The organism is Subdoligranulum sp. DSM 23681 (genome assembly GCF_057005535.1).
Map to the genome: position 1 here is coordinate 1,699,525 of NZ_CM168050.1, position 23,921 is coordinate 1,723,445.

19 protein-coding genes and 1 other annotated feature are annotated in these 23,921 nt (G+C 64.4%); of the genes, 12 read left to right on the forward strand and 7 right to left on the reverse strand.

What is annotated here, in order from left to right; translation table 11 throughout:
* Nucleotides 1-113: 113 nt before the first annotated feature.
* The 3 genes from AC127K_RS07855 to AC127K_RS07865 all read right to left on the reverse strand — a co-directional run bounded on the left by AC127K_RS07855 (nt 114) and on the right by AC127K_RS07865 (nt 2,437).
* A complete protein-coding gene (locus AC127K_RS07855; protein ID WP_483720124.1) occupies nt 114-734 on the reverse strand; it encodes an NADPH-dependent FMN reductase family protein in 621 nt (206 codons plus the stop codon).
* The gene (locus AC127K_RS07860; protein WP_483720125.1) at nt 719-1,231 is read right to left on the reverse strand and encodes a flavodoxin family protein; all 513 of its coding nucleotides are present in this window, start codon (nt 1,229-1,231) and stop codon (nt 719-721) included. The genes AC127K_RS07855 and AC127K_RS07860 overlap by 16 nt, the downstream gene beginning before the upstream one ends.
* A 96-nt stretch (nt 1,232-1,327) precedes the next feature.
* The gene (locus AC127K_RS07865) at nt 1,328-2,437 is read right to left on the reverse strand and encodes an endonuclease/exonuclease/phosphatase family protein (protein WP_483720126.1); all 1,110 of its coding nucleotides are present in this window, start codon (nt 2,435-2,437) and stop codon (nt 1,328-1,330) included.
* 239 nt (nt 2,438-2,676) lie between these two features.
* Here AC127K_RS07865 and AC127K_RS07870 point away from each other — a divergent pair, with 239 nt between their 5' ends.
* From AC127K_RS07870 to AC127K_RS07915, 10 genes are all read left to right on the forward strand, one after another.
* Nucleotides 2,677-5,391 (forward strand): MGH1-like glycoside hydrolase domain-containing protein, encoded by a 2,715-nt coding sequence (locus tag AC127K_RS07870; protein WP_483720127.1) that lies wholly within the window; start codon nt 2,677-2,679, stop codon nt 5,389-5,391.
* 107 nt (nt 5,392-5,498) lie between these two features.
* Complete coding sequence (locus AC127K_RS07875; RefSeq protein WP_294538717.1) at nt 5,499-5,915, forward strand: hypothetical protein; 417 nt, start codon at nt 5,499-5,501, stop codon at nt 5,913-5,915.
* A gap of 61 nt (nt 5,916-5,976) precedes the next feature.
* Nucleotides 5,977-6,756, forward strand: coding sequence for an AraC family transcriptional regulator (locus tag AC127K_RS07880; RefSeq protein WP_483720128.1), 780 nt, complete (start codon nt 5,977-5,979; stop codon nt 6,754-6,756).
* Between the two features lie 267 nt (nt 6,757-7,023).
* A complete protein-coding gene (locus AC127K_RS07885) occupies nt 7,024-7,458 on the forward strand; it encodes a PTS sugar transporter subunit IIA (RefSeq protein ID WP_294538712.1) in 435 nt (144 codons plus the stop codon).
* A gap of 20 nt (nt 7,459-7,478) precedes the next feature.
* On the forward strand, nt 7,479-8,669 hold the full coding sequence (locus tag AC127K_RS07890; RefSeq protein WP_294538710.1) for a glycoside hydrolase family 88 protein: 1,191 nt from the start codon (nt 7,479-7,481) through the stop codon (nt 8,667-8,669).
* 45 nt (nt 8,670-8,714) lie between these two features.
* Complete coding sequence (locus AC127K_RS07895; protein ID WP_294538708.1) at nt 8,715-9,200, forward strand: PTS sugar transporter subunit IIB; 486 nt, start codon at nt 8,715-8,717, stop codon at nt 9,198-9,200.
* A 24-nt stretch (nt 9,201-9,224) separates the two neighbouring features.
* Nucleotides 9,225-10,007, forward strand: a complete 783-nt coding sequence (locus AC127K_RS07900; RefSeq protein ID WP_483720129.1) for a PTS mannose/fructose/sorbose/N-acetylgalactosamine transporter subunit IIC — start codon at nt 9,225-9,227, stop codon at nt 10,005-10,007.
* Nucleotides 9,997-10,809: a PTS system mannose/fructose/sorbose family transporter subunit IID gene (locus AC127K_RS07905; protein ID WP_294538703.1), complete on the forward strand. Its 813-nt coding sequence runs from the start codon at nt 9,997-9,999 to the stop codon at nt 10,807-10,809. Before AC127K_RS07900 ends, AC127K_RS07905 begins: the two co-directional genes overlap by 11 nt.
* A gap of 114 nt (nt 10,810-10,923) precedes the next feature.
* Complete coding sequence (locus AC127K_RS07910; protein ID WP_483720130.1) at nt 10,924-13,023, forward strand: alginate lyase family protein; 2,100 nt, start codon at nt 10,924-10,926, stop codon at nt 13,021-13,023.
* 27 nt (nt 13,024-13,050) lie between these two features.
* Nucleotides 13,051-13,839: a carbohydrate-binding protein gene (locus AC127K_RS07915; protein WP_294538699.1), complete on the forward strand. Its 789-nt coding sequence runs from the start codon at nt 13,051-13,053 to the stop codon at nt 13,837-13,839.
* Between the two features lie 165 nt (nt 13,840-14,004).
* On the opposite strand, the gene AC127K_RS07920 is transcribed toward AC127K_RS07915, so the two are convergent.
* The gene (locus tag AC127K_RS07920; protein ID WP_483720132.1) at nt 14,005-15,384 is read right to left on the reverse strand and encodes a TrpB-like pyridoxal phosphate-dependent enzyme; all 1,380 of its coding nucleotides are present in this window, start codon (nt 15,382-15,384) and stop codon (nt 14,005-14,007) included.
* A gap of 76 nt (nt 15,385-15,460) precedes the next feature.
* Nucleotides 15,461-15,712 (reverse strand) — a binding site (T-box leader).
* Nucleotides 15,713-16,074: 362 nt separating this feature from the next.
* Here AC127K_RS07920 and AC127K_RS07925 point away from each other — a divergent pair.
* Complete coding sequence (locus AC127K_RS07925) at nt 16,075-17,136, forward strand: hypothetical protein (protein WP_483720133.1); 1,062 nt, start codon at nt 16,075-16,077, stop codon at nt 17,134-17,136.
* Between the two features lie 67 nt (nt 17,137-17,203).
* Here the strand turns inward: AC127K_RS07925 and AC127K_RS07930 are convergent, their stop codons facing one another.
* From AC127K_RS07930 to AC127K_RS07940, 3 genes are read right to left on the reverse strand one after another with little or no spacing between them, the layout of a single operon-like run.
* Nucleotides 17,204-17,785, reverse strand: a complete 582-nt coding sequence (locus AC127K_RS07930; protein ID WP_483720134.1) for a ClpP family protease — start codon at nt 17,783-17,785, stop codon at nt 17,204-17,206.
* Between the two features lie 36 nt (nt 17,786-17,821).
* Nucleotides 17,822-19,315: a type IV secretory system conjugative DNA transfer family protein gene (locus AC127K_RS07935; protein ID WP_483720135.1), complete on the reverse strand. Its 1,494-nt coding sequence runs from the start codon at nt 19,313-19,315 to the stop codon at nt 17,822-17,824.
* The gene (locus AC127K_RS07940) at nt 19,302-20,048 is read right to left on the reverse strand and encodes a hypothetical protein (RefSeq protein WP_483720136.1); all 747 of its coding nucleotides are present in this window, start codon (nt 20,046-20,048) and stop codon (nt 19,302-19,304) included. The genes AC127K_RS07935 and AC127K_RS07940 overlap by 14 nt, the downstream gene beginning before the upstream one ends.
* A gap of 177 nt (nt 20,049-20,225) precedes the next feature.
* On the opposite strand from AC127K_RS07940, the gene AC127K_RS07945 reads away from it, so the two are divergent.
* Complete coding sequence (locus tag AC127K_RS07945; protein ID WP_483720137.1) at nt 20,226-23,795, forward strand: CHAT domain-containing protein; 3,570 nt, start codon at nt 20,226-20,228, stop codon at nt 23,793-23,795.
* The last annotated feature ends 126 nt before the right edge of the window (nt 23,796-23,921 follow it).

A 23,921-nucleotide genomic window follows, 5' to 3' on the forward strand; every position in this document is an offset into this window, starting at 1 on the left:
GTATCTCTGCCGCGTTTGGCTTTTGTTTGAGAAATGTGAACAAATCATGAACAAGGCGTCCGCCCGGGCTGCAGTCGGGCGGACGCCTTGTACGGAAAGAAGGGAGACGGTTTTCAGGTCACAGGAGGTTGGGGTTCAATGTCCATGGACTGCATCTGCCGTTTGGTGATGCCGCTGCGCCTGCCGTAGTTTTCCCAGTACACGGCGGAGGCGGCCACGAACAGCCGCTTGGGGATGGGCATGGTCACCTGCAGCACCCGGGGCCGTCCGGCGGTCACGGCGGCAGCCAGGGCCCGGATGCGGCGGCGGACCAGAAAGACAAAGGGGGGGTCCAGGATGGCCTCCCCGCTGCCGATCTTCAGCACCGCCCCCAGGGTACAGCCGGTGCGGCGGCAGAACTGCTCGATCATGGCCACGGCCACGTCGTTCTGTTCCGGCTCATAAAACCCGCAGTTGATGAGCACCGAAATGCGGGGCTTTTTGGGGGGCAGGCGGTCCTGCCAGCTTTTCAGGAAGTTGAGCAGACTCACCGGAATGCCGTCGGCATACAGGGGAAAAACCAGCAGGACATCGTGGTATCGGGCGGCTTTGGCGCACAGTTCGCCGTGGTTGGTGCGGGTGATGTTCACCGTCTCGGTGGGCACCGGGCTGGCCTTGGCAAAGAGTTCGGCGTACCGGCGGGAGTTGGAGCGGGGCGCCCGGGGGCTGCCGTTGAGGATCAGGATGCCAGCCATGCCGTCACCTCCCGCTGTACCGTTTGTTCCAGGTCCGCCTCCCGGGCAAAGAGCACCCGGTACCCGGCAAAGTTCATGTTGGCGGCGTTGCGCCCCACCAGCCGGCGGAAAATCTCCTGCTCGGCGAGGGAAATGTCCCCGTAGCCCAGGATGGTGGCCTGCTTCATGGCCACCGAGCGCTGGACGTGGTGGGTCTCCCCGTGCAGCAGCCGGATGAAGGCCTGCTGCACCGGAATGGCCCGCTCCAGCATGGTTTTCATGGGGGTGTCATACCCGCCGTAGCACAGCCGGCTGATGTAGAAAACCGCTTCGCTCCGGGCAATGAGGGGATAGACGGCGGTGGCGTCGTCCCGGATGACGCACCGGCCCGGGGTGCGGGTCCAGCAGCCGAAACAGCCGGTGCAGGGGGCGATGCGCAGGGCCGAAAGGTCCACAAACCGCACCTCCGGTCCCAGGTCGGGCAAGGGGAGGGGACGGTCGCTGAGAATCAGTTTCATGCAGGGTCTCCTGTGACAATTCATACTGGTTTGCTTTGTTATACAAACCCATTGTATCACATGAGCCCCCGGGAAAACAGAGGAAAATTCCGGCACTCAGGCCGCCAGGGAGAAGGTCAGCAGCACCGGGTTGTGGTCGCTGAAGGCGAACTGGCTGTCGATGTTTTCCGCCCGGGCGGTCACATTGTCGGACACCAGGAACCCGTCCACCACGGTGGTGTAGTTCACCCCGGGGGTGTAGGGGATGTCGGCCCCCCGGCAGGTGGGCACGGTGAAGCCGTTGTCCGCGGCCACAAAGGCAAAGTGTTCCGGCAGGTCGGTGTCGTCCAGGGTCTGTACCCAGCCGGGGAAGGTCTGCCGGCTCTCAAAGGCATGGGCGGTGCCGTAGAGGGCGTGGTTGAAATCGCCCCCCACAATGACGTAGTTGCCCTTCTGGTATTCCTCGGTCAGCACCTGACGCAGCAGTTCCAGCTGGCGGGCCCGCACGGTGCCCCCCTCGTCGTAGGCGGACATGTGGCTGTGCACCACCACCAGCTGGCGGTGGGTGCCCTCCACCGGCAGGTAGGACAGGGTGAAGCAGCGGTCCAGGTCGGTGAATTTCAGAAAGAAGCTCTCGTCAATGGGATAGCTGCGCCGCACCGCCCGGTCCACCCGGTAGCGGGACAGGGTCTGCAGTCCGGCCTTGGCGTCCCCGTGGGGGTCGGTGAAGGGGTAGAACAGGAAGGCGCTGTGGAAGTTTTCGCCCCACACCTGGCTGTGGCCGGGAAAAGCCTCCCCCGTCATCTGCCGCTGATTCACCCGGAAACTGCGGTGGGCGTTCTCGTCCACCTCCTGCAACAGCAGCAGGTCCGGGTCCATGGCGGTCAGGGTGTCCAGGGCGGTGCCCATGTTGGTGAGCACCGCTTCCCGGCTTTCCGCCCGACCGTGCACCCCCCGGGTGGGGGTGCCGTCGTCCATCTCCCCCGTGTCCATGAAGAAGGAGTAGTCCGGCCCGTAGGCGCCGAAGCCCAGGTTGCAGCTCACGGCGGTGTAGGGGGTGCCGGTGGCCAGCAGCTCGGTGCGGGGACCGGTCACCTCCAGCTCGGTCTTGTCCGGGATGCGGTAATACTGCCCCTGCAGATACCCCACATACCCCAGCAGGGCCAGCACCGCCAGCCCCAGAAGGATGCCCAGCGCCGCGGCGGCGCGCTTTGCGGTCCGATTCATACCAATCCTCCGTTTTTTTGCGGAATAGGGAACAAAAAAAGAGCGGCACGGTCCCTGGGACGGGGGCGTGCTGCTCTCTTTGTCTCCAACACTTTTCTCTATCATACCGGAAAAAGCCGCCCGCCGCTATGCGCAGAACGCATAAAAAATCCGGCCGTCTCTTGGGCGGTTCGCCCGGATGTCCTCCTCTGTACAGCCGTGCTATAATGGGGAAAAAATACACCGTGAGGTGAATCCTGATGAAATTTGAATCCCACGACCTGCATCTGCCGGACTGGGGCCCCTACACCAAGCAGTACAGCGGCATCAGCCATGTGCCCGCCGTTCACGACGGCACCCGGTTTGATCTGGCGGTGTTCCCGGGGCTGTTCCGCCGCCGGGTGGAGGTGCCCAACGTCCGGTTTGAAGGCCCCTGGCATGTGTGGCAGGCGGCGCCGGACCTTTCCTGCTACACCATCCGCCATGAACTGGAATGGAAGGACAAGGTCTATGCGGACATCTCCTTCCTGACGGCGGGGGAGCAGGCCTGCCTGATCCGGGCGGAACTGCACAACGATTCCCCCGACCCCCAGGACCTGGTGCTGCACTATGCGGCCAGCGCCCACGACCCCACCCCCTCGGGGCAGTCATGGACCATCCCCGGGGCGGACATCCGCCTGCCGGACAGCGCGGTGCTGGTCATGGCCAACGACTATGAGCAGCTGCAGTTCCGCCAGCCCCGCCCCTCCGACGGCCTGGGCTGGGACGGGCTGCGCCGGGGGGAGGAAGCCGTTCCCGGGTTCCTGTCCGGGTACGGCCTGGGCATGGGGTTCGGCAGTGAATGCGGCAAGGACCAGTTCGGCCGCAGCACCCGGCGGGGCATTGAGGACGCGGTGCGCTACCGGTTCGATCTGCCCCGGCCCCTGTTCCATCCCTGCCTGCTGGTGCGGTACCTGAACACGGGCAAGGAGAGCGGCCGGTTCAATCTGGGACCGGGCCAGGAGATCGTCCTGCCGCCCTGCACCGAACCCTGGGTGGTGCGCTTCCCGCTGCGGACCGAGCTGGAAGCCGGTCCCTTTGCGCTGACCCTGTATGGTCTGGGTATGGGGGAGGTGAAGCTGGACTGCCTGGTCCTGTGCGAGGAAGAGGAGGCGGACCAGGTCTTTCTGCTGCAGCGGGGGGAGGGGTACCGTCCCCTCCGCCTGGGCCACGGCGGGGAATCCCTGCTGACCCTGCGGTATCCCCATCTGGCCGGGACCTATGCCGTGGGCTGGGACTACGAAAACACCCAGGTGCGGCAGATCGAAAACGATGAACTGGACGTCTTTCTGCGGGACACCGCCCAGGACCATGTGCACGACCTTCTCACCGGCAACGGTAAAGGGCATTTCACCGACGTGTTCATGCGTCCCATCCCCCTGCAGCCCGGGCAGACCCGGGTGATCTGGGGGGCGGCGGCCTGGGCGCCCGCCGGCCGGCAGGCCGAGGAGACCTGCCGCCAGCTGCTGGCCGACCGGGCCGGACTGCAGGCCCGGTGGGAGGAAGGGCAGCGGGCCATGGCCCCCGCCGCCGCCCTGCCCCACGGCAAGGACTTCGCTTTGGGCCAGCAGCTCATGCAGGGGGTGCTGTGCACCAACGTGGTCTACCCGGTGTACACCCGGCGGCAGTATATCCGGCACAACACCCCCGGCCGCTGGTGGGACAGCCTGTATACCTGGGATTCTGGCTTCATCGGCATGGGGCTGGCCGCCCTGTCGCTGCCCCGGGGGCTGGACTGCCTGCGGGCCTACCTCACCGACCCCCATGATGAGGAGGCCGCCTTCCTCCACCACGGCACCCTGCTGCCCACCCAGTTCCTGCTCTTTGCGGAGCTGCTCAACCGCCCCGAATCCCGGGCCGATGCCCTGGCCTTGTACCAGAAAATGCGGCATGCCTATGAGTTTTTCATCGGCCGTGCCGGCGGCTCCACCACCGGCGGGATGGAAAGCGGCCTGCTGCGGCCCTGGGATTATTTCTACAACTCCGGCGGCTGGGATGACTACCCCGCCCAGAAGCAGGTGGGCCTGCGGGGACTGCAGAGCTGCTGCACCCCGGTGATCACCACCGCCTTTGCGGTGCGGTGTGCCCGCATCCTGGCCTATGCGGCCCGGGTCATGGGCCTGCGGGAGGCTGTTGCCCGGTACGAGGCGGACGCCGCCCGCCTGACCGACTGCCTGAACCGGGTCGCCTGGGACGAGGAGGCCGGATACTACAGCTATGTCCTCCACGATGAGCACAAACGGCCGGAAGCGTTCCTCCGGTACAAGGACGGGACCAACTTCAACATGGGCTTTGACGGGGCATCGCCCCTCTTTGCGGGGGCCTGTCCCCCGGACCGGGCCCGCCGCCTGTGGGAAAAGGTGAAAAGCCCCGACCATCTGTGGACCGCCTGCGGCCTGACCGCCGTGGACCGGTCCGCCCCCTATGCCCGGGAGGACGGCTACTGGAACGGCTCGGTGTGGATGCCCTACCAGTGGATCTTCTTCAAGGCGGCCCTGGACGCCGGGGACCCGGACTTTGCCCTGCGCATCGCCCGCACCGCCCTGGACCTGTGGCAGACCGAGTGCGCCCGCACCTACCATTGCTTTGAGCATTTCATGGTGGACTGCGGCCGGGGGGCGGGCTGGCACCAGTTCGGCGGGCTGTCCGCACCGGTGGTGCAGTGGTATGCCTCCTGCTGCCGCCCCGGCACCCTGACCCCCGGCTTCGACACCTTTGTGGACGATGCTATCTGGGGGGAGGACTGCGCCTCCCTCCAGGTCCGGCTGGACTGCACCCGGCCGGGTCCCATGGCCCTGCTGGTGACGCTGCAGCCCGGGGAAAAACAGCTCGTCTGCAGCCTTCCCGGCGCCCGGGCCGAAGAGCGCCGCCCCGGCCTGTGGGTGGTGCGCCTGGAGGTGCCCGCGGCGGGCCGGGTGGAGCTGAGCTTGTGCTGAACCGCGTAATAACGCAAAATTTTGGGGGATTGGCATAATAAATGGTTTTATGATATGATAAAAAAAGATGAGTGAAACCGGGACCGGAACAGAAAGGAAGAAAATGCATGCAGGTCGGAGAAGCGAGCAAGGTCAAGTTCAACCTGTTCAAGAACAAATTTGAATTTGAGTGCGGGGACCACGGCATCACCCTGGAAAAGATCGGCGGCGGCATCTGCTGCTATGCCACCGATGCCGCCCACGCGGAGATCTACTGCGCCATGCCTCTGGGGATGGAACGGGAGTTCAAGGACGCCAATTACTACATCTACGCCCTCACCGCCACCCAGATGCTGCTGCGGGTGCGCAAGGCGGTGCTGCTCATCGACTTCGCCCAGAAGCACTGTGCCACCAACGTGCCCAACTTCCGGGTCTTCGGGTCCAAGGCGTGGGGGCAGAACTGCCAGGTGCCCTGGCAGCCCTCCTACACCCAGCTTTACAACGAGGCCGAAAAAAAGCGTCTCGCTTCCGGCGCGAACGCCTGAGGGCGCCGCGGCATGGGACGGTGCGCCCCCCGCGCACCGGAACTGAACAGCGAGGAATACCATGAACAGAATCGTATTTGTGGGGGAACACCCCAAGATCTACAACGTGCGCATGCACAAGCATGAACACTGGGAGGTGGTCTACTGCACCGAAGGGGAAGGCGCCTTCCGGTTTGAGAACCAGCCGCCCATCCATTACAAGGCAGGGGAGACGGTGGTCATTCCGCCCAAGGTGCCTCACGCCAATTCCGGCGTGGAAGGCTTTGCCAACATCCACATCATGCTGGAATCCCCCTCCTTCCCCTACCACACCCCCTTCCGGGTGGCGGACGAGGACAACGGTCTGGCCAACGCGTTCGCCCAGGTGCGGCTGTACCACATGTCGGACAAGAAAAAGCACGAACTGGTGCTGGCCTCCCTGGGGGACCTGATCGCCAGCTACATCGTGGTCTTCCGCAGCAATGTGGAGTTTTCCGGCCCGGTGGCCCAGATCCGTGCCAGCATCCAGGAAAACTACACCCGCACCGATTACCAGCTGGATGAATTCATCCACTCCATGCCCTTCCACTACGACTATCTGCGCAAACTTTTCAAGAAGGAAGTGGGGGTTTCGCCCCTGGAATACCTCACCGACATGCGGATGAAGAGCGCCGAACGGATGCTGACCCTGTGGACCGCCGGCTACACCGTGGCCGAGATCGCACAGATGTGCGGCTTTGACAACGCCCTGTATTTCTCCCGGGTGTTCAAGAAGTTCTACGGCTGCTCTCCTACCCAATTTGTGAAGGACAAGACCGAGGTGTATGCCAACGTGAAGGACCGCACCGAACTGGAAAACTGAGACCTGATCCACACAATCGCACAACGGGCAAAAACAAAAAAGCGCCCTGTGACGTAGATTCGCCGCAGGGCGCTTTTCACGATTTTTGCCCGCATTTTTTTGCCATATTGCCCAACAACTGTCGGAAGTCCGGAAAAATTTCGGCCAGAAAAATCCGTTTTGTGAATAAACTGTGTCGGATAAGCTATTCATGCGCCGGCATTTAGGCCTTATACTTGAGTACAACGCAAACGCAACAAGCAGGCAAACCGCAAGGAGGAAAATCGTATGGTCAGCATCCTGATTATCGGTCACGGCAACTACGCCACGGGCGCCCTGAGCGCCACCCGGCTGGTGGCCGGCGCACCGGAAAACGTCTATGCCCTGGACTTTGAGGAGGGCATGAGCCCCGAGGAACTGAAGGAGAAGATGAGCGCCCTGCTGGCGTCCATCCCCGACAAGGAAGTCCTGATCATGGCCGACCTGGCCGGCGGCACCCCCTTCCGCACCGCGGTGGAACTGAAGATGACCCAGACCGGCAAGGACGTGCGGGTGGTGGCCGGCGCCAACATGCCCGCGCTGATGGAAGCGGCCTTCTCCTCCGACAGCATGGGTCTGGCCGAGCTGGCCGCCGACGTGCTGCAGACCGGCGTGGAAGGCTTCATGGACTGGGATGCCCAGTCCGATGATTCCGAAGAACCGGATTTCGAGGGCGGCCTGTAAGACCAAGAGGAGGGTCCGAAATGATCAAAACCATTCATGTGGAACCCATCGCCAAGCGGGACAAATACCTGTCCACCCCGCTGCTGACCAAGGCGGAAGTGGAAAAAGCCATGGACTTCGTGGTGGCCCAGACCCGGGAAAACATGAAGTACTTCGGCACCAAGTTCCCCTGGTCCGCCACCAAGGGCCTGCAGTATCCCATCATCGAAAACATCGAATGGACCGACGGCTTCTGGACCGGCCTGCTCTGGCTGTGCTATGAGTACACCGGGGACGAAGAGTTCCGCGCCCTGGCCGAGAAGAACATCGATTCCTTCCTGCACCGGGTGGAAAACCGCATCGAGCTGGATCACCACGACCTGGGCTTCCTGTATTCGCCCTCCTGCGTGGCGGGCTACAAGCTCACCGGTTCCGAAAAGGGCCGGCGGGCCGGCATCCTGGCGGCGGACAAGCTCATGGAACGCTACAACGCCCGGGATGGCTTCATCCAGGCCTGGGGCGCTGTGGGTGCCCAGGACAACTACCGCCTGATCATCGACTGCTTCATGAACATCCCCCTGCTGTACTGGGCCACCGAAGTCACCGGTGACCGCAAGTACGCCGACGCCGCCGACCGCCACTACGAGACGGCCGCCAACCACGTCATCCGGGACGATGCCTCCGCCTTCCACACCTACTACTTCGACGCCAAGACCGGCGCTCCCCTGCGGGGCGCCACCCGCCAGGGCTACAGCGATGATTCCGCCTGGGCCCGCGGGCAGGCCTGGGGCATCTACGGCATTCCCCTGAACTACATCCAGAACCACAACCCCGCCTCCGTCAATCTGTTTGAGGGCATGACCAACTACTTCCTCAACCGCCTGCCGGAAGACGATGTGTGCTACTGGGACCTGATCTTCGGCGACGGTTCCGGGCAGTCCCGTGACTCCTCCGCCGCGGCCATCGCCGTGTGCGGCATGCTGGAGATGGGCAAGTACCTGCCGGAGACCGACCCCGAGAAGAACACCTACAAATATGCCTGCCACCGCATCCTGCGCAGCCTGATGCAGAACTACCAGGGCACCGAGGCCAAACCCGGCAGCCCGGTGCTGTACCACGGGGTCTACTCTTGGCACAGCGGCAAGGGTGTGGACGAGGGCAACATCTGGGGCGACTACTACTACATGGAAGCCCTGGTCCGTTTCTACAAGGATTGGAATCTGTACTGGTAAAGACCGGTACCGGATTGGATCAAATTTCATAAGGAGGACAGAATCATGCCCAATATCGTTGCTTTCCGTATTGATGAACGCCTCATCCACGGCCAGGGTCAGGTCTGGATCAAGGCTCTCGGCGTGAACACGGTCATCGTGGCCAACGACGCCGCCAGCGCCGATCCCATCCAGCAGCAGCTGATGAAGGCGGTCGTGCCCCGCACCATCGCCATGCGCTTCTTCTCTGTGCAGAAGACCTGCGAGCTGATCAACAAGGCTTCTCCCAAGCAGACCATCTTCATCGTCTGCAAGAGCCCCGCCGACGCCCTGCGTCTGGTGGCCGGCGGTGTCCCCGTCAAGGAGATCAATGTCGGCAACATCCACCACGCACCCGGCAAGGAAGAGGTCAGCAAGTTCATCGCGCTGGGACCCGAGGACAAGGCCGCCCTGCGGGAACTGCGGGACAAGTACGGTGTTACCTTCAACACCAAGGCCACAGCTACCGGTGATGATGGTGTCGCTCAGGTCAACCTGAACGATTACATCTGATAAATCTGTAAGGAGGAGTTTTCTGTGCAAATCACAATGTTACAAGCAGTGTTGATTGCCCTGTGGACCGGCGTCTGTCTGGCCGGTATGCTGCTGGGCATCTACACCAACCGCTGCCTGGTCATGGCAACGGGCGTGGGCATCATCCTGGGCGACCCTGTGACCGGTCTGGCCATGGGCGCTGTGGGTGAGCTGGCCTTCATGGGCTACGGCGTTTCTCAGGGAGGTTCCATCCCCCCGAACCATATGGGCCCCGGCATCGTGGGCGCCATCATGGCCATCACCGCCGGTGTTCCGGTGGAGACCGCCCTGGCCCTGTCCATCCCGTTTGCGGTCGGGTTCCAGTTCGTTCTGACTGCCACCTACACCTTTGCCACCACCCTGAGCGGCTTTGCCACCCGTGCCCTGGACAAGAAGAACTTCCGCGGTTTCCGGATTGCGGCCAACACCACCGTGTGGGTCTTCTTCATCGTGGGCTGCATCATCGGCCTGGTCGCCGCCCTGAGCGCCACCGGCCTGGAAGCCGTCATCAACCTGATCCCTGGCTGGCTCAGCACCGGCCTGACCGTGGCCGGCAAGATGCTGCCCGCCGTCGGCTTCGCCATGATCCTGAACGTTATGGCCAAGAAGGAACTGATTCCGTTCGTCCTGCTGGGCTATGTGCTGGTCTCCTACATGGGCCTGGGCACCATGGCCGTGGCGATCACCGGTACCGCTGTTGCCCTGCTGGTCTTCTTCAACCAGAACAAGGCTGCCGCCGCTGCTGCTGCCGAAGATGAGGAGGTCGTGTTCGAAGATGGTATCTAATGCACTGACAAAAGCCGATTTCATCAAGACGTCCCTGCGTTCTTATTTCCTGCAGAACGGCTTTAACTACGGCAACTACCAGGGCCTGGGCTACGCCAACATGCTGTACCCCGCCCTGCGCAAGATGTACAAGGATGACGATGACGCCCTGCAGGCTGTCCTGAAGGAGAACATCGAATTCTACAACACCAACATGCACTTTGTGCCCTTTGTCACCAGCCTGCACCTGGTCATGCTGGAAAACGGCACTCCCAGCAGCGAGATCCGGAACATCAAGATGGCCATGATGGGCCCTCTGGCCGGTATCGGCGACTCCCTGTCCCAGTTCGTCCTGGCGCCCCTGCTGGGCACCATCGGCGCTTCCCTGGCCTATGACGGCCTGCTGCTCGGACCCATCCTGTACCTGCTGGGCATGAACATCGTTCTGCTCATCGTCAAGATCCTGTGCGGCCTGCTGGGCTACAACCTGGGCACCAGCATCATCGGCAAGATGACCAGCGAGATCGAAAAGATCTCCAACGTGGCCAGCATGATCGGCGTCACGGTCATTTCCGGTCTGGCGTTCAACTTTGTCAAGATCACAACGCCCATCCAGTATGCGGCGTCGGTCCCCGGCACGGAAGAACAGCAGATCGTTTCCCTGCAGTCCATGCTGGACGCCATCGCCCCCAACCTGCTGCCCTGCGCCTTCCTGGGCCTGGTCTTCTACCTCATCAAGGTGAAGAAGTGGACCACCATCAAGCTGGTCCTGCTGACCATTGCGCTGGGCATCGTGCTGTCCGTGCTGCACATCGTTGCCTGATTTCCCCATCATGCTGCGGTGAAACAGTCCGGCCGCTGATCCGAAATCCGCACCGTTTACCGGCAGGGATGTCTCACCGGCATCCCTGCCGTTTTTTTATGGGAGGAAACTGCCATGACCGATTCCGCGTTGCACTGCCTGTGCCGGGACGCCCGCCGATTTGCGGAGCACTACCAGGCGCAGAACACCGGCGCCTATGTCCGGGCCCACTGTGCCCCGGAAGCGGCCGACCTGCTGAAACAGGCCGACGCGCTGGTGCAGAACACCTTTACCTATACCGACCGCTGGGATATGGAACCCTGCAGCACCCCCTACACCCTGCCCGCCGGCACCTGGACCGAAAGCCCCAACGGGGACCCCGAATGGGTGTACATGCTCAACCGGCATGACTACCTGCCCAAGCTGTGGCAGGCCTGGGTCCTGACCGGAAAGGTCCAATACCGGGACAAGCTCACCGGGGACCTGCTCAACTGGATCGCCTCCAACCCCATCACCCTGGAAGGCAACATTGCCACCCGCACCATCGACACCGGCATCCGCTGCCTGAACTGGTGCCGGCTGCTGCCCTTCCTGCTGGCGGAGGACGCCCTCACCGACGCCCAGGCCAACACGGTGCTGGCCAGTCTGGCGGAGCAGTTCGCCAACCTGAAAGCCCGCTACATCACCCGCTACACCCTGAGCAACTGGGGCGTGCTGCAGACCACCGCCATCTGTGCGGCGGCGGCCTGGTTCGGCGCCGACTGTGTCCCCGCCGAGCTGGAAAGCTGGTCCTGGGACCATCTGTTCACCCAGCTGCAGCTCCAGGTGCTGGAGGACGGCACCCACTGGGAGCAGTCCCCCATGTACCATGTGGAGGTGCTCAACGCCTGCGTGAAGATGCTGGTGCTCATCCGGGCGGCGCAGCAGGCGGGGCGGCCTTTGTCCGACCTGGCGCGCCGTGCGGTGGAAGCCCCCGCCGGCGGCACCCTGCCGGAAACCCAGGCGGGCCCCGGCCAGGGTCTGGACCTGGAAGCCCCGGGCTGGCTGCTCAGCGTCATCCGGGTGATGAGCCGGCAGGTGCTGTACACCGCTGACCCCGCCCTGTACCAGATGCCCCAGTGCGACAGCGACGTGACCGACGTGCGGGACGTGCTGGCCCGGGCGGCGGCCCTGTTTGCCGACGGCGGCATCTACCGCTGGGCGGCGGGGGACACCCTGGACATGGAGAGCGCATGGCTGCTGGGCATGTCCGGCATCCGCGCCTTTGAGCAGTGCAGCCCGGAGGAGCCCCGCCGGCGCAGCTGGCCCTGCCCCCGCAGCGGCAATCTGGCGTTCCGCAGCGACTGGACGGACAAGGCCAACTTCACCGCCCTGAAAAACAGCCCCCTGGGCAGCAGCCACGGCCATGCCGACCAGACCCACCTGACGGTATACTGCGGCGGCAAGCCCTTCCTGGTGGACACCGGCCGCTACACCTACCGGGAGGACGACCCCCTGCGCTGCCAGCTCAAGGCGCCGGCGGCCCACAACCTGTGCGTCATCGACGGCCAGTCCGGCGGTGACCCGGATGCCTCCTGGAGCTATGCCGACTACGCCGAGACCGGCGCCAACTACTATGCCGAAAAGGAGGGCGTCCATTACGCCGAGCTGCCCTTCTGGGGCACGCTGCGGGACGGTACCCCCTACCATGTGGTGCGGCGGGTCTTTGCGCTGGACTGCGGCATCTGGCTGTCGGTGCAGGACATCACCTGCCGGGGCAGCCACCAGGTGCAGGAGTTTTTCCACCTGCATCCGGAAGTGCAGGTGAGCGGACAGGACACCCGCTTCACCCTGGAAAATGGCGGCGTGGTGCTGGAACTGTGCAGCGACACCCCCCTGTCCTGCGGCACCGGCGTCTATTCGCCCAAGTACAACGAGCTGTGTCAGGCCCCTCTGCTCACCCGCACCCTGGACATGCAGGACCGCTGGGTGGGCGAGACGGTGCTGGCCGCCCGCGGCCTGACCGTCACCCGGGCCCGGGTGCTGCGCGCCGGCAGTGAGGAGACCATCCTGCCGGAGTTCATCACCGCCTGGGATGTCCATACCGCCGACGGCGCCTGCTGGACCCTGGTGCTTCGCAACCGGGAAAACTACCGCGGCGCCAAGGTATTCACCTGCCATGACGAACCCTTCTACGGCCGTGCCGTTGCGCTGTACCGCAGCGGGGACCAGTGCCGCCGGATTCGCCTGCGATAAACTGTTATATGTTGAGGGAGAAAGTAGATGAAGAATCGGATCTGTATCACCAGTGCAGACGGGGTCTGCAAAGCAGAGCAAAGCGGAGCGCAGCAGGTCGTGCTGGCTTGGAAAGGGGAATATGCCGTCGGTGATGTGATCACGTTTGAAGTGGCGGCACCGGGCCACTATGTGGTGCGGGTGGATGACTGCATCGAGGAATCCCGGGTGTACATCACCGGCACCACCCTGCGGTATCCTGTCCTGTTTGAGGAAAAAAAGGATGCCCACAACCCCAAGGCCTTCACCGGCGAGCGCCATTACCTGACCCTGCGTCCGGCCGCGGCCTGGGAGCTGGGCTACCGCAACCTGGCCTGCAACCCCGCCGACCAGCATGATGTGGCCGGCTGCTACCCCCACGCCAGCGCCAATGTGGAGACCCGGGGCGAGGCCGTGTTTGCGGCCCGCAACGCCATCGATGGTCTGCTGGCGGTGGATTCCCACGGCCGGTGGCCGTATTCCTCCTGGGGCATCAACATGCAGGACGACGCCGAACTGACCCTGGATTTCGGCCGTCCGGTGGATTTTGACACCATCGTGCTGTACACCCGGGCGGACTTCCCCCACGACAACTGGTGGCAGCAGGTGACCCTGCGCTTCTCCGACGGCACCCGGGAAGTGGTGTCCCTGGAAAAGAGCAGCGAACCCCACCGGCTGAACATCGCCCGCAAGGGCATCACCTGGCTGCGGCTGGGCGACCTGATCAAGGCGGACGACCCTTCCCCCTTCCCGGCACTGACCCAGATCGAGGTCTACGGCACCGACGCGGTGCAGTGAGTTCCCTACCTATTTATATAATATATAGCAGCAAGACCCCCGCTCCCGGCATCGGATTGCCGGAGGCGGGGGCCTTTTGGATAGAAAAACAGGAGAAAAGAAAAAAGTTGTATTTTCGTGGCGACCAGCCCGGAAAACAGATATAATAATAGGGACAGGCTCCGGTTATTGGCCGGGAACCTGGGGCAGACGGGCAAAGCTGGCTTCCAGTTCTTCGTCGGTGGGGATGGTGTCGGTCATCAGCCCGTCGTGGAACTTCTCATAGGCCACCATGTCGAAGTAGCCGGTGCCGGTCAGCCCGAAGAGGATGGTCTTTTCCTCCCCGGTCTCCTTGCAGCGCAGGGCCTCGTCCATGGCCACCCGGATGGCGTGGCTGCTCTCCGGGGCGGGCAGGATGCCCTCCACCCGGGCGAACTCCTCCGCCGCCTCAAAGACCTTGGTCTGCTCCACGGCCACCGCCTCCATCAGCCCGTCGTGGTACAGCTGGGACAGCACCGAGCTCATGCCGTGGTACCGCAGCCCGCCCGCGTGGTTGGCCGAGGGGATGAAGTTGCTGCCCAGGGTGTACATCTTGGCCAGGGGGCAGACCATGCCGGTGTCGCAGAAATCGTAGGCGAATCTGCCCCGGGTGAAGCTGGGGCAGGAGGCCGGTTCCACCGCGATGAAGCGGTAATCCCGCTCGCCCCGCAGTTTCTGGCCCATGAAGGGGGAGATCAGCCCGCCCAGGTTGCTGCCGCCCCCGGCGCAGCCGATGATGATGTCCGGCACCACCCCGTATTTGTCCAGGGCGGCCTTGGATTCCAGGCCGATGACGCTCTGGTGCAAAAGCACCTGGTTGAGCACGCTGCCCAGCACATACCGGTAGCCGGGGGTGGTGGTGGCCTTCTCCACCGCCTCGCTGATGGCGCAGCCCAGGGAGCCGGTGGTGCCCGGGTGCTCGGCCAGAATGCGGCGGCCCACCTGGGTGGTATCGGAGGGGGAGGGGGTCACCGAGGCCCCGTACACCCGCATGACCTCCCGGCGGAAGGGCTTCTGCTCATAGGAGCACTTGACCATATACACCTGGCAGTCCAGGCCCAGGTAGGCGCAGGCCATGGACAGGGCGGTGCCCCACTGGCCGGCGCCGGTCTCGGTGGTGACCCCCTTCAGCCCCTGCTGCTTGGCGTAGTAGGCCTGGGCGATGGCGCTGTTCAGCTTGTGGCTGCCGGAGGTGTTGTTGCCCTCGAACTTGTAGTAGATCTTGGCGGGGGTGCCCAGCTTTTTCTCCAGACAGTAGGCCCGTACCAGGGGGGAGGGTCTATACATTTTGTAGAAATCACGGATTTCATCCGGAATGGGAATTTCCCGGGTGTCGTTGTCCAGTTCCTGGCGGATGAGCTCGTCGCAGAACACCGGGCGCAGGTCCTCGTACCCCATGGGCTGGCCGGTGGCCGGGTTCAGCAGGGGGGCCGGCTTGTTTTTCATGTCCGCCCGGACGTTGTACCAGGTGCGGGGCATTTCTTCTTCGGACAGGTAGATCTTGTAAGGGATTTTCTCTGCGGCCATGGTGGGCCTCCTTTCCGTGGGCCCCGGGGGAAAAGAGAAAAGGCTCTTGTCCCACAGGGCATGTGTAAAAAATACCCTTTGGGACAAAAGCCTTTTGCGCTTCTGCGGTGCCACCCAAATTGACGGGGAAAAACCCGCCCGCTCTTTCGGCGTGCCAACACACACCGTTCCCTGTAACGGTGGAAATCCGTCGGTACCTACTGGGGTCACCCCGTTGGGCCCGCCCTCGGCAGTCCATTCGGCAGGGCCGTTCACACCGCGATCCCACCGCCCGCGGCTCTCTTGGGAAAACGGCTCCCTGCGTACTTCTCTGCGTCATCGGTTTGCTTCAACGATTCAGTTCGTTGAATTGCCCGGAGTGTACCAGACCCCGCCGGAAATGTCAAGCATCCGGGAATAACTTTGTGGTTGTGCCCAAATCAAAAGCCTTGCAGTTGTAAAAACCGCCGAAGCCTGACGGCGCCGGCGGCTGCGCGCCCGCCCCAAAAGCCTTCCCCCGCAGGCGGTGCGGGAACGCGGGGAACAGGGCTGTCAGATACCATCACGAGTTCCCGTGCCGGAATGCCAGTCCCCTGACCCGAAAAAAACGGAAAAAAGGCCTTCCGGCACTGCAACTTTGACCGGCACTGTCGTCATAAGAGAAAAGAAGGGTTTCCCGGCACCGGACCGGGGAAGGAAAGGAAGAGGATCATGCGCGAAAATTACCGAACCGTCAGCGCCGCTGTCCTGGTGGGACATGGATTCTGGGCGCTTCTCTGGATGCTCTGTTACCGGGTGCTGCTCTTCCGCAGCATCGACGGGATGGGGGAGATCCAGTGCCTGCGTATCCTGTGGGCGCTGGTGGTGGGCTGCAGTGCCTGGGGCATCTGGTGGCGGCGGGAGCGCCGCACCAGCTTCGGCGGCGTCCAGGGGGACCTGGCCATCGCCTTCGGTCTGTACACCGTCCTTTCCTACCGGCAGATGCACCCGGTTCTCATTTATCTGTTCCTCATCGGGACCGCCCTCCTGATCATGGTGTGTATCTTCCTGATCCAGAGCCAGCCCGTGCGGGCGGACACCTATGCCCGCCACTGCCGGATCCGGGAATTCCGGCACCGGCAATCCCTGTCGGCGGTGCACCGGACCCTGGCGATGGGCCTGGGCGGGATGATGCTTGCCTGCCTTGTGCCCACGCTGTTCAGCGGACCGCTGGCGGCCGGTGCCCCGGAGGACACCCAGGCCGTCCAGCAGCAGGTGGAGGACTGCATGCCGACCCTGGTGCAGCTGGAAGAGGATACCTGGCAGACCCTGACGCTGCAGCAGAAGCTGGATGTGCTGCAGACGGTGATCGACCTGGAACAATCATCCCTGGGCCTGCCCTATGCCCTGACGGCCCGGGTGGCCCAGGTGGAGGGGGATGTCATTGCCTCCTACAATGACAGGTCCCTGACCATCACCATCAGTGCGGATGACCTGGAGACCCGCTCGGGGGGCTATGTGCTGGAAGCGATCTGCCACGAGGCGTACCATGCCTACCAGTACCGGCTGCTGGATCTGTACACCGCTGCCCCGGAACAGTCCCGCAGCCTGCAGGTCTTCCGGTCGGTGGAACAGTATGAGAAGGAGTTCCGGGACTACGAGAGCGGGGAGGAGGACTTCGAGGCCTACTACACCCAGGCCTGTGAAAGCGACGCCCGGGATTACGCCGAAGAGCGGGTACAGTGGTATGTCATGAAGCTCCATATGTACATGACCCAGGAGAGCGCCGCCTGACAGGCGGCAGAAAAAAACAGGGACCGGCAATCGGGCTGCCGGTCCCTGTCTGCTGTCCGGTCCGGAATCAGGCCTGCAGGGGTGCCTGGTACAGATGGTCCACCAGGCCGTAGCGGATGGCCTCCTCCGCGGTCATGAAGTGGTCGCGGTCACAGTCCTGGTGGACCCGGGCCGCCGGCTTGCCGCAGGCCCGGGCCAGAATGGCGTCCAGCAGGTCCCGGCGGCTGCGCAGGTGGGCGGCGGCGATCTCGATGTCGCTGGCCTGTCCCTGCATGCCGCCCAGCACCTGGTGGATCATCAGTTCCCCGTGGGGGGTGCAGTAGCGCTTGCCCGGGGTGCCGGCGGCCACCAGCACCGCCGCCATGCTGGACGCCGTGCCCAGGCAGACGGTGGCAATGTCGCAGCGGGAGCGCTGCATGGCGTCATAGATGGCCAGCCCCGCGCTCACGCTGCCCCCGGGGCTCTGGATGTACAGCAGGATGTCCGCCGTGCTTTCCAGGGAGAGGTATTCGATCTGCAGCACCACGTCGCAGGCCAGGGCCTCGGTGATCTCGCCGCACAGCAGCACCGTGCGGTAACGGCAGGCAAAACAGCTGACCAGATCGCCGGAGCGCAGCCCCTGGCGGTCGGCAATGGGAATCTGGATCATGGAACGGTCTCCTTTCTGGCTGGGGCAGTCCGGCGCTCACAAAAAGATGGAGTCGGGACGGCGCAGCATGTGTTTGATATCCATGGTGGGCACCTTCCGGTCGGACAGGTGGCAGGGGATGGTGTAGGTCTTGGGGGGAAACTGCAGGCAGGCATACCGGCTGATGTCCGGCAGCCGCCCCACGAACTGCACCCCCGGGGCGCTGAAATAGGTCTCGGTGTATTCGGCGGTCTTTTTCAGGGTCTGCAGGTCCTGCACCCGCAGCAGGGGCCGCACGCTGCCGGCGGTGCCCATGACCTGGCCGGACCGCTCGGACAGATATTGCAGCAGGCTCAGCTCGGGGCTGTTCATGAAATACAGGTTGGCGCAGTTTTCCAGGATGACGGGGGCGTCCTTGGGATAGGCCGTCTTGAGCTGTTCCAGCCCCTGGCACCAGATGTACCACCGGATGTTGCGGGAACGGTGGGCGCTGATGTTGCGGCTCATGTTCTGGATGAAATACTGGGTGAATTCGTCGCACACAAAGTTGGTGCGGATGGGCAGGCTGCCCCCGTAGCGGTAGGCCAGCCCCACCAGGGTGCTGGACAGCTGGTCCAGCAGGATGCCCACAAAGGGGTCGTAGCTGTCCACCTCGTCGGGCACGATGATGAACACGGCGCATTTGCGCTTTGCCAGCTCCGCAAAATCGAAGGTGGTGCAGCTGGTCATCCGCATCAGCTGGTCATTGACCACAAAGGGCTGCAGCATGCTGTAGGCGGTGGCAATGACCGACATGCGGGTGCGCTCGGGCATGGACAGGATGGAATCCAGGGTGGAGGAGACGATGTCCGGCAGGCGGCACCGCTCCCGGATGGTGTGCATGGCGTTGCAGCCTTCGTCGTTGAGCAGCATGGCCAGGGAGAGCATGTGGATGCAGTCGGGGTCATCAATGCAGGCGAACATGCCGCAGCAGAACCCCACCAGGCACAGCACCCCTTCCAGCGTCCAGAACGGGTCGGCGGTGGAGCCGTTGTACACATGGGACAGGTTGTTGAACTGTTCATGCAGCAGGCGCAGGGCTTCCCCCGGCTTGCCCTCCCGGTACATCCGGTAGGGCAGCAGCAGGGGATTGAACCCGTCCCCCCGGAAACCGCGCAGGTCAAAAAACACCGTCTTGTAGTCGTTTTCGTCCAGGACGCCCCGGATGTAGCGGGCCAGTGAGCCGGTGGTCAGCTCCCCTTTCACATCAATGGCCACGATGTTCTCCCCGCCCTTGGCCAGCATGGCGATGGTGGGGCCCACCCCCCGGCGGCTCTTGCCGGCGCCGGTAAAGCCCACCCCCAGGGTCATCTCGTCCCGGGTGTTCAGGCAGACGGTGCTGCCGTCGCTCCACACCGGCATGCCGCCGGCTTTCAGCGGTTTGTGGGAAAGTTCCACCGGCGGGTAGTCCCGCCGGATCTCATTCATGGTGGCCAGTCGGGCCGAAGGCTCCGGGAACACATACGGCCGCCAGTCGGATTCGTAATCGTAGCGGATATCAAATGGGGGCATGGTTTTCTTCCTCCTTGCTTCCGGGTACGGCGGCCTCTATCGGACCGCCGTTGAGAATGGCCACCAGGCTGGTCTCCTCCTTCAGATAGCGCTGCAGGATGCGGCGGGTCACCCGTTCCCCCGCCAGGTCCTGCAGTTCCTGCAGCACCTGTTCCAGCACGGCGCAGCTGTGCAGCGGGGTCAGCCGGCTGCACAGACCGGCCAGCGCGGTGCAGGCTTCCGGGGTGATGGACAGGCGGGCGGCAATGTAGTGTTCCAGCACCGGCAGGTCCCGGAACAGGCAGAGCTGCCACAGCTGGGGGCGCAGGTACAGGGCGGCGGTCTGCACAAGGGGCTGCAGCTGTCCGGTGTCCGCCGCCCCCGCCACAAACAGCAGCTTCCAGTCCCGGCGGTGGTCGTGCAGGTACTTGAAGGCGATGTGCAGGTAGTCCTCCCGGGGGTGGTCCAGCCACTCGCTCAGATCCAGCGCCAGCACCCCCCGGTACTGGGCCTGCAGGCCGGCGGCGTCCATCAGCAGCAGGTACAGCCGGCGCAGCCCCTCAAAGCTTTCATAAGGGGGCGTGTACGCCAGTTTGTAATACACCAGGTTGTCCATATCCTCGGAAACGGTATACCGCCGGATGGCCGGCGTGCCGGCCAGGTCCCGCACAAAGCGTTCGTTCTCGGTCATGCCGGTCACCAGAAAGACCGCGTCCTTCTCCTCCCACAGAGGGGGCATCGAACAGTTCGTCATGGGTTCTCCCTCCTTTGTGTCATATTGGACGAGGCAGGGCAAAAAATTTGAAGTGGCCCGGGCCGCCGGCGCAAAAGAAAAGCGAATTTCAGCAAAACGACCGAAAAACACGCCTTGTTCCTGCCATATTTTTGTAGTATCATGAGAATATATCTCGAAAAGGCGGGGGTGAGGAGGATGGAAGAACGGCATCTGCGGGAAGAGCGGGATGCCCTGCGGGCCGCGGCGGAAAAGCTGCGGGAACGGCTGCGGGAGGAGGCGGTGGACCGGCTGGCCCGCCTGGTGATCGGGCCGGAGAACGCCCATACCGGCGCCGACCGGGCGCAGGAGATCCGGGGCGGCGGTGCCCTGCTGGCACTGTGCCTGCTGCAGGTGCGGGCGGAGCTGCTGCTCTGCGCCCAGCCGGCGTCCGCCTCCCGGGAATCCCTGACCCGCTGCGTGGCGGAGGTCTTCCGCAGCGCGGGGCAGGCGGTGGAGGTCCCCTGGCCGGAACAGGACCACCTTCTGGGGGCGGGGCTGCTGCTGCAAAGCTGTGCCGACACCGACCGGCAGTGGGACATCCTGCTGGACTGCATCCCCGCCCGGGAACTGGAACTCCTGCAGACCTGGGAGGACTCCGATGAGGAGGACGAGCGGGCGCTGATGACCCAGTGGGAACTGCTCCGGGCCATGGCCGGGGGCTGTGCCGCCTACGGACTGCAGCAGGAGGGCTGCCGGGTGATGCAGATGTGTCTGGCGGATGCGTGCCGGACCTTCGGGGAGGAGACTGCCTGGAACCTGTATGTCCAGGTGCTGCTGGACTGCATCGACCAGGGAGGCTCCGCCCTGGCCGCTGCCTGTGGGGATGCGGCCCTGCCCGGGGTGCAGCGCCGGCCGGACACCCTGGGCAAAAGTGATTTCTTCTGGATGTACGGCATCGCCCTGCACAATACGCAACGGTATGAGGAAGCCCAGGAAGCCTTCCGGCAGTGCATGGCGCTGCGGGAAGGGGCGCTGGGACCCGGGCATCTGCTGACCTGCGTGCCCCGGGCCTACTTCTGGTATGTGCGGCTGGTGATCCGCCGCCGGGAGTGGGACGGGGCGGGCGTGCGGTTCCTGGTGGAATTTCTGGAAAAAATGCTGGGCCACGGGTACGGGGATCTGCCTTACGGGCAGCAGCTGCAGCTTCTGGGTCCGGTGGTGTTCGGGGTGCTGGGCCGGCTGCCCCGCATGGGGGTGTGCGACGGCCTGGACGGGCTGCTGGACCGGTACCGCGCCGCCTGCGAGGCCTTTGACGGCGACCCCGGGCAGAGCTACTACCGCCGTCGGTACGCCTACACCCTGGCGGGGGTGCTGGACTGCGCCCGGGGCAGCTACAACCGGGCGCTGGAAGACACCCTGCGCGCCCGGGAAGTCCCCTTCGCCCCGGGCATGGACGGCGTCGCCCATGTGGATGACGCCACCCTGGATTACAACGCCGGATACCTGTACTGTGTGCAGGGGCATGTGGCCGAAGGCCTGGACCGCCTGGACCGGCTGATCCGGCAGATGGAGGAAGCGGGGGATCCCCGCAGCGAGGAGATCTACCAGCAGGCGGTGATGGTCTGCTATTCCTGCCGGCAGATCGTGGATGAGCTGGGGGAGGAGGAAGCGGAACAGCTGCGGCAGCGGGTGAAGCGCAGGGCCGCGGCCCTGCGGCAGGACCCGTCGGCCCCGCCGTCGGGCGGAAAGCTGGAACTGGTCCCCTACAGCGCCATGCTGGAAATGCTGTGCAGCAACGGGATGCTGCGGCCGCAGGACCTGCCGGACGCGGTGCTGCTGGTGCGCACCTCCCTGGACCAGCTGCGGGACGACCCCCTCTACCGCCCCGCGTACACGGTGCTGCTGTACCAGCTGATGCTGTTCCTGTGGATGCAGAACGACCCGGAATGTGCCCGTCTGGCCGACCCCTGCGAAGCCCTGCTCCGGGACACCCTGCTGCAGGACCGCATCCGGTCCTCCTGCCATATCGTCATCAACCTGATCCGCAGGCAGTACGGCGGGCCCGGGGCGGCCGTTCCCGGTGCCGTTGCCCAGCTGGAAGAGCTGGACCGGCAATGGAAAAACAACGTCTGTACCCTGGACGATACCGCCCTCACCGTGTCCCTGGTCAATGCCCGGGCGGTGTTCGCCAACGCCTACTGCATCCTGCGCCCCGTGCGCAGCGAAGAGCAGATGTTCGGGCTGGTGCTGCGGGGCAAGGCCCTGGCCGCCCTGGCCGGACGGGAGCGCAACCGCATCCTCATGGGCCTGGGGGACGAGGAGACCCGCCGTGCTCTGGACCGGCTGCGCCGGCTGCAGAACCGGCAGACCGCCCTGTATGCCATGGAGGACCCGGGCGGGCCCTCTCTGGAGGAGACGGAGCGGGAGGTGGCCCGCCTTTCGGCCCGGATCGAAAGCGCCATGCCGGATATCCGGCATTTCACCCCCATCACCCCCCAAGCCCTGGCAGAAAAACTGCCCGAAGGCAGTGCCCTGGTGGAATACTACTGGGCCTTCGAGACCACCCGGCAGAATTTCCTGGGCCAGGAGGACGGCACGGGGGAACAATGGCTGGATGTATACCTGCTGCGGCGGCAGGAAGGGACCGTCCGCCTGTACCGGCGCACCCTGCCCGGGGCGGATATGGACAGCCTGCAGCAGCTGTGCGGGGATTTCCGCGCCTGCTGCCGGGACGCCGGCGGTGCCGACCGGAAAGCCCGGGCCCGGAAGAATGCCCTGCGCAGCACCCTCTACCGCACCCTGGTCGCCCCGGTGGAGGACCTGCTGGCGGGGGTCCGTGCCCTGTACATCGCGCCCGAAGAGCTGCTGCGCAACATCCCCTACGGCCTGCTGGGGCCGGACGGGGCCCATACCCTGGACAAGCGGTTCACCGTGACCGAACTGATCTGCGGCCGGGACATCCTCTTTGCCACCGCGGCCGCCCCCCAGGACGGGGCGTTTGTGGTGGGGGACCCGGACTACCGGGCGGGCAGCCGGGACCGCTTTGACGGGGCGGATACCCTCCGCCATGGCCAGTCCCTGCAGCCGCTGCCCTTCAGCGGGCTGGAAGCCCGCATGGTGGCCCGGTGCACCGGCGGCCGCTGCCTGACCGGGGACCGGGCCACCAAACAGGAACTGCTGCGGCAGGCGGGGCGGTACGGCATCCTGCACATCGCCGCCCACGGGGATTTCGACCAGACCGGGGAGAGCAACGCCCTGTTCAGCGCCCGCATCTATCTGGCCGGAGCCCAGACCTTTCTGGATACCGGGCGGGAGGACGAGCGCTGCGGCAACGGCATCCTGACCGCCGACGAGATCAGCCGCATGGACCTGCACGGCACCGGGCTGGCGGTGCTGTCCGCCTGCTTCACCGGAATGGGGGAGGCGAACACCGCGGGCAGCGTGCAGGGGCTGGTGTCCGCCTTTGCGGCCGCGGGGGTGGGGTATGTGGTGACCTCCCTGTGGGAGGCGGACGACTTTGCCGCCGCCGAACTCATGCGCCGGTTTTACCGGCTGCTGCAGCAGGGCCGCCCGGTGCCCGACGCCCTGCGGGAAGCCAAGGCCTCCCTGGCACAGGCCACCGTGGCCCAGCTGAAACAGGCCGGGTGGGACGCCCTGCGCCGGGACCCGGACACCTCCGCCGCCATGCGGGCGGTGCTGGACCTGCGCCTGGAACGGGCGGACAGCTTCCGCCCCTTTGCCGATGAACATTACTGGGGCGGATTTGTCTGCCACCGCTGCCGCTGAGCCGCCCCGGAAAAAATTTCAAAAAAATCCGTTTTTTCACTTCAACATTTTCTCCGGGAGTCGTTCCCTATGAGTAACGGCGGGGAAATGGCCCCGCCGGCGCGCAGGGCTGTGCGCACAGACAGC

Coding starts and splice junctions, on each gene's coding strand:
- AC127K_RS07855 (WP_483720124.1), bottom strand. CDS start 734: ATGGCTGGCATCCTGATCCTCAACGGCAGCCCCCGGGCGCCCCGCTCC.
- AC127K_RS07915 (WP_294538699.1), top strand. CDS start 13,051: ATGAAGAATCGGATCTGTATCACCAGTGCAGACGGGGTCTGCAAAGCA.
- AC127K_RS07890 (WP_294538710.1), top strand. CDS start 7,479: ATGATCAAAACCATTCATGTGGAACCCATCGCCAAGCGGGACAAATAC.
- AC127K_RS07895 (WP_294538708.1), top strand. CDS start 8,715: ATGCCCAATATCGTTGCTTTCCGTATTGATGAACGCCTCATCCACGGC.
- AC127K_RS07940 (WP_483720136.1), bottom strand. CDS start 20,048: ATGACGAACTGTTCGATGCCCCCTCTGTGGGAGGAGAAGGACGCGGTC.
- AC127K_RS07945 (WP_483720137.1), top strand. CDS start 20,226: ATGGAAGAACGGCATCTGCGGGAAGAGCGGGATGCCCTGCGGGCCGCG.
- AC127K_RS07905 (WP_294538703.1), top strand. CDS start 9,997: ATGGTATCTAATGCACTGACAAAAGCCGATTTCATCAAGACGTCCCTG.
- AC127K_RS07910 (WP_483720130.1), top strand. CDS start 10,924: ATGACCGATTCCGCGTTGCACTGCCTGTGCCGGGACGCCCGCCGATTT.
- AC127K_RS07860 (WP_483720125.1), bottom strand. CDS start 1,231: ATGAAACTGATTCTCAGCGACCGTCCCCTCCCCTTGCCCGACCTGGGA.
- AC127K_RS07920 (WP_483720132.1), bottom strand. CDS start 15,384: ATGGCCGCAGAGAAAATCCCTTACAAGATCTACCTGTCCGAAGAAGAA.
- AC127K_RS07870 (WP_483720127.1), top strand. CDS start 2,677: ATGAAATTTGAATCCCACGACCTGCATCTGCCGGACTGGGGCCCCTAC.
- AC127K_RS07930 (WP_483720134.1), bottom strand. CDS start 17,785: ATGATCCAGATTCCCATTGCCGACCGCCAGGGGCTGCGCTCCGGCGAT.
- AC127K_RS07880 (WP_483720128.1), top strand. CDS start 5,977: ATGAACAGAATCGTATTTGTGGGGGAACACCCCAAGATCTACAACGTG.
- AC127K_RS07865 (WP_483720126.1), bottom strand. CDS start 2,437: ATGAATCGGACCGCAAAGCGCGCCGCCGCGGCGCTGGGCATCCTTCTG.
- AC127K_RS07935 (WP_483720135.1), bottom strand. CDS start 19,315: ATGCCCCCATTTGATATCCGCTACGATTACGAATCCGACTGGCGGCCG.
- AC127K_RS07875 (WP_294538717.1), top strand. CDS start 5,499: ATGCAGGTCGGAGAAGCGAGCAAGGTCAAGTTCAACCTGTTCAAGAAC.
- AC127K_RS07885 (WP_294538712.1), top strand. CDS start 7,024: ATGGTCAGCATCCTGATTATCGGTCACGGCAACTACGCCACGGGCGCC.
- AC127K_RS07925 (WP_483720133.1), top strand. CDS start 16,075: ATGCGCGAAAATTACCGAACCGTCAGCGCCGCTGTCCTGGTGGGACAT.